This is a genomic window from Streptomyces sp., from assembly GCF_035563135.1.
Lineage (GTDB): Bacteria > Actinomycetota > Actinomycetes > Streptomycetales > Streptomycetaceae > Streptomyces.
Genome location: NZ_DATMVN010000515.1, coordinates 1 through 5433, shown reverse-complemented (window position 1 = coordinate 5433; position 5433 = coordinate 1). Strand labels below are relative to the sequence as shown.

The 5433-nt window shown below is 70.8% G+C and carries 2 protein-coding genes; both read right to left on the bottom strand.

From position 1 onward, the window contains the following. Positions 1-90: 90 nt before the first annotated feature. Positions 91-1209 carry an inositol-3-phosphate synthase gene (locus VN520_RS22780; RefSeq protein WP_325748795.1) on the bottom strand — a complete coding sequence of 373 codons (1119 nt, stop codon included), beginning with the start codon at positions 1207-1209 and terminating at the stop codon, positions 91-93. Between the two features lie 95 nt (positions 1210-1304). Continuing rightward, positions 1305-5012, bottom strand: a complete 3708-nt coding sequence (locus tag VN520_RS22775) for a ThuA domain-containing protein (protein ID WP_325748794.1) — start codon at positions 5010-5012, stop codon at positions 1305-1307. Positions 5013-5433: the final 421 nt, after the last annotated feature.

Below are 5433 nucleotides of genomic sequence, written 5' to 3'. Positions count from 1 at the left end.
GGCTGTCCGGGGAGGGCCGCGCGGGGGCGGCCGGGGTGCGCTGCGGGGCACCGGGCAGCCGGGGGGACCCGGCCGCCGCCGCGAGCAGCCTCACCGGGCGGTCCGCAGGCGTTCGGCGAAGGCGAGCAGGTCCGCGTACTGCTCGGGCAGCGCGGCGGGACCGCCGTCCGGATCCTTGAAGTAGAAGCCGAGCTCGGGCCTCGGTCCGGTCAGGCCCGCCTCGTGGGCGCGGGCCAGCAGCCGGGCCAGGTCCAGGATCAGCGGTGCGGCGAGGGCGGAGTCGCATCCCTGCCAGATCGTCTGGAGGATCATCCGCGAGCCGAGGAACCCGTCGAAGGCGATGTGGTCCCACGCCGTCTTCCAGTCCCCCATCGCCGGTACGTCGTCGATGTGGACCTCGCCCTCCGGGGCCGCCCCGAGCGTGTCGGCGAGGACGCGTTCCTTGCCCGCGTTCTTGGCCGCCGCCGCCGCCGGGTCGGCCAGCGCCGCCCCGTCCCCGCCGCCCAGCAGATTGGTGCCCGACCACGCCCGCACCGGCAGCGCGCGCTGGACGAACATCGGTGCGAGCACGGAACGGAGCAGCGTCTGGCCCGTCTTGCCGTCCCGTCCGGCGTGGGGAAGTACGCAGGAGTCGACGGCGTCCTGGAGGTGCGGGCTGCGCAGCCCGGTGGAGGGGGTGAAGTTGGCGTAGGGGCAGCCGGCCCGGAGTGCGGCCGCCGCGTAGAGCGAGCTGGCGGGCAGCCGGGAGTCGTCCTCGCCGGGGGCGGGTTCGGTCGAGGCGACGTTGATGACGACCGTGCGGGCCAGCCCGTGGCGGTGGGTGAAGTCCTCGATGTCGGCGGCGAAGGCGGCGACGAGCTCCTCGTCGGTGCGGGTGTCGCCCGGGAGCGGGCCGCCGGGGCGTATCTCCGCGTCGGCGGCGCCGAGTTCGGCCTCGACCGCCGTGGGAAGTCCGTGGGGGAGCACGCCTCCGGCCGCGAGGGCCTCGGCCCGCTTGGGCAGGGGGCAGTCGAGGGTGTCGTGACCGCCGAAGACGAGGGAAGTCAGCGGGGGCAGCCCGCTGCCGGCGAAGGGCGGTGTCTCGGTGACCATGCCGGTCGGCGGGTGGAGCCCGCCCGCGATGGCCGCGCACCCCGCGGTGGCGGTGGTGGCGACGGAGCCGCGGGCTCCGATGAACCAGACTCCGGTACGAACGGCATGTGCGGTCACGGGCTGCCTCCCTGGGGGGATGTAGAGGGGTGGTGGGCGGTGGGCGGGGAAAAATCACGCTTCCCCGCCCACCGCCGGCGCAGGAGGTGGCCGCCCTACGTCGAGGGCAGTTCCTTCAGCTGGATGTTGCGGAAGGACACCTGGTCGTCGGCTCCGTGGTTCTGGAGACCGATGTAACCGTCCTTGAGGCTGCGGGCCGGATCGGTGTTGGTGAAGTCGTTGATCTTCACCCCGTTGAGGAAGACCTGGAGCCGCTCGCCCCGGACCTTGATCTCGAAGCTGTTCCACTGGCCGGGCGGCCGCAGGACCCGGTCACGCGCCTTGATGTCGGCGGACTTGAAGGTGTAGACAGCACCGGTCGTGCGGTCCGCCGCGTCCGTGGCGTCGATCTGGACCTCGTAGCCGTTGTTCACCGCGGACCACGGGTCGTCCGACTCGGGGAAGCCCACGAAGACACCGGAGTTGTCGTCGCCCGCCATCTTCCAGTCGAGCTTCAGCGAGTAGGAGTCCAGCTCCTTGGCCTGGTAGGTCAGCAGGCCCATGCCGCCCTCGGAGCGCAGCTCGCCGTCGGCTACGGCGAACTTACCGGGGCCGGCCTGCTTCCAGCCTTCGAGCGTCTTGCCGTTGAAGATCGGCCGGTAGCCGGTGTCCGGCTTGCAGTTGGCCTTCACCTGCCCGGAGGCGTAGCGCAGACCGCCCAGCAGGTGCTGCCGGAAGGCGGGTTCGGCGTAGGACTCCTTGGTGTGGCCGAGGCCGGTGTAGAAGGACCGTCCGCCCTGGTAGGCCTGGCACCAGGCGATCGGGTGGTCCCCCTTCATGGTGCCGCCGGTGTAGGTGGTCTCGTCCAGGGTGGCGAGGACCTGGGCCTTGTCCCGGGGGTTGGTGCGGTAGTTGTACCACTCGTCGGTGCGGTCCCAGGCCTCCTCCAGGTGCGCGGTCGCGGGGTGGTCGTGGTTCTCCACACGGACGGTCGCGGGCTGGATCTGCGGGTGCGAGTCGAAGTACGCCCCGACGAGCCCTCCGTAGAACTCCCAGTCGTACTCGGTGTCGGCCGCGGCGTGGACACCCATGTAACCGCCGCCGGTGGAGACGAAGTTCTCGAACGCCTTCTTCTGCTCGGCGTTCAGGACGTCCCCGGTCGTCGACAGGAAGACGACGGCGTCGTAGCGCGCCAGGTTGCTGGTGGTGAACTGGCCGGCTTCCTCCGTGGAGTCGACCGTGATGTTGGTGTCCTTGCCCAGTTCCTTCAGTGCGGTGATGCCCGCGGGGATCGAGTCGTGCCGGAAGCCGCCCGTCTTGGAGAAGACGAGGACGCGCTTGGCGGTCCGGTCGACCGGGCTGTCGGAGAGTTCGAAGTCGTCCACGTCGTACAAGGCTCCGGCTCCGCCCTTGAAGACCAGGAAGAGCTCCGTGGCCTTCTTCGGTGCACCGCGCAGCGGCACGTCGATGTCCTGGAAGGTGTCCCAGCTGCCGGTCACCGGGACGGGTGCGGAGCCGAGGATCTTGCCGGTGGGCGACCCTGCCCGCACTTCGAGGAAGCCTCCCGCTCCGGCCGAGGAGGTGCGGGCGGTGAGCTTCGTGGAGCCGGCGAGGATGTACGGACGGAAGGAGATCCAGTCGTCGTTGTCGATGTCTCCGACGGTCCGGCCGCCGTGGGCGCCGGACTTGCTCGGGGTGGTGATGCCGGACGAGTCGGTGAAGTGCTCGGCCTGGCGGTGGCGCGGCTGGAGCATCGCCTGGTCACGGCCGGTCAGTGCGGCCTGTCCGCCACCACCGCCGTCGGTGTAGGACGCCGAGATGCCCCCGTAGATGTTGGCGTTCGGGTCGTGGCCGCCCTCCATCGCGGTCTTGATGGTGCCCTCGCAGCCGTGCTCGGTGGTGATGTCATGGCCGTGGCTGTCATGGCCCAGGGTGAACTTGACCTCGACCTCGGTGCAGTCGACGGCGCCGTCCTCCGGGTCCTTGACGGTCACCTTGAAGGGGACCTCGTCACCGAACTCGAAGAGCTGGCCGTCGGACGGGAACTGCATGTCGACGACGGGCGCGGTGTTGCCGACGGTGATGTGCACGCTCGCCGAACCGGTGCGCCCCGTGGGGTCCTTGGCGGTCACGGTCGCCGTGTAGGTGCCGTTCTTCCTGTACGTGTACGTGGGGTGGGCCGCCGTGGACCTGCCGCCGTCGCCGAAGTCCCAGGCGTAGGTCAGGGCGTCGCCGTCGCCGTCGGTGGTGCCGGCCGAGGAGAACTTCACCCTGAGGGGCGCGACTCCGGAGGTCTTGTCCGACGAGGCCTCGGCGATGGGTGAGCGGCCACCGGTGGCGTTCTCGATGCGGTAGAGCGCCGAGTGTTCGTCGCCGCCGAACCAGGAGAGGCCGTAGTCCAGGACGTACAGGGCGCCGTCGGGCCCGAACGCCATGTCCATCACCTGGGTCCCGGTCCACGGGACGTCGTTGATGGACTGGACGCCGCCGTCGGCGTCCTGCTCGATGCGCTTGATCCACTGCCGGCCGAACTCTCCGGCGAAGAAGTCACCGTCGTACTCCTCGGGGAACTTCACCGGTGAGTCGAGGTCCGCGTCGTAGCGGTAGACGGGCCCGCCCATGGGGGACTCGGAGCCGCTGCCGAGCTCGGGCACGGACGCGCCGTCGTACGGGATCCAGGCGGCCTGCGCGGGCGGCAGGTCGACCAGGCCGGTGTTGTGCGCCGACTCGTTCTTCGGGGCCGCGCAGTCGAAGGCCGGGCCGGAGGTCCTGGTCGCGAAGTCGTAGTCCCGGTACGCGTCGTTGTCACCGGTGCAGTAGGGCCAGCCGAAGTTTCCGGGCTTCGTCACCCGGGCGAACTCCACCTGCCCGGCCGGTCCGCGGTTCGGGTCGGCGGCTCCCGCGTCGGGGCCGTAGTCGCCGACGTAGAGGATGCCGGTGGCCTTGTCCACGCTGAAGCGGAAGGGGTTGCGGAAACCCATCGCGTAGATCTCGGGCCGCGTCCTGTCCGTGCCGGGGGCGAAGAGGTTGCCCTCGGGGACGGTGTACGAGCCGTCGTCGGCGACCTTGATGCGGAGGATCTTGCCGCGCAGGTCGTTGGTGTTGCCCGAGGTGCGGCGGGCGTCGAACGCGGGATTGCGGCCGGGCCGGTCGTCGAGCGGCGAGAAGCCGTCGGAGGCGAACGGGTTGGAGTCGTCGCCCGTCGAGAGGTAGAGGTTGCCCTGTGCGTCGAAGTCGATGTCACCGCCCACGTGGCAGCACATACCGCGTGTCGCGGGGATGTCGAGGACCTTCTTCTCGCTCGCGTTGTCGAGGGTGCCGTCCTCGTTGAGCACGAAGCGGGAGAGCCGGTTCACACCGTCGAACTTCGCGAAGTCGGCCGCGGTGCCGTTCTCCGGGGCGTCGCCCGCGGGGGTGTCCAGCGGGGGCGCGTAGTAGAGGTAGATCGCCCGGTTCTCCGCGAAGTCCGGGTCGATCCCGATCCCCTGGAGCCCTTCCTCGTCGTGCGAGTAGACGGGGATGGTGCCGGAGACCCGGGTGTTGCCGGCGCTGTCCGTGATCCGCAGCTCGCCGCTGCGTGAGGTGTGCAGCACGCTGCGGTCGGGGAGCACCGCCAGCGAGATGGGTTCGCCGGTCTCGGCGGCACCCTTGGCGAGGGTGACCTGCTGGAAGTCCTCGGCGGCGTCCTGTGCGGCCGAAGCTGTCCGGGCACCGGCGGTGGCGGCGGGCGAGGAGCCCAGGGTGAGGGTTGCGGCGGCGAGCAGTCCGCCGGTGAGGAGGGCGAGGGTCTTTCGGGCTCGGAGCCGTCTGCTGCTTCTGTGCACGTGCGTCCTCCGGAGTGGGCCGGTTGTTCGGGCGGTGCGTTCTGCCGTTCCGCGCGGGGACTGCCGCGCTCGTCTCCGGAGCCGCCGGACGGGGCTCCGGTGACGCGAGTCATGTCGTGTACACGTAGGGGACGGTAGCTGTGTTCGTCCCGTACGGAAAGCCCTTGCGCAGGGGTTGAGTTGAACTTTTACCCGCGGGTGGACAAAGGGCCGTCCGGGCATGCCTGACCGCCCCGCGGCGCATGGCCCCGTGGGGCGGTGCCCCGGCCCGCCCCTTCCCGAAGCGGTGCTCCGCCCCGGCCGGTGCCGCGTCGGCCGAGGCCCGCCCGGCGAGGATCGCGTCGAGGGCGACGAGCCGGTAGTCGGGGGCGTCGGCCCGGAACGTCCAGATGGACTCGGCCGAGGGCGAGGTGCCGTCGCG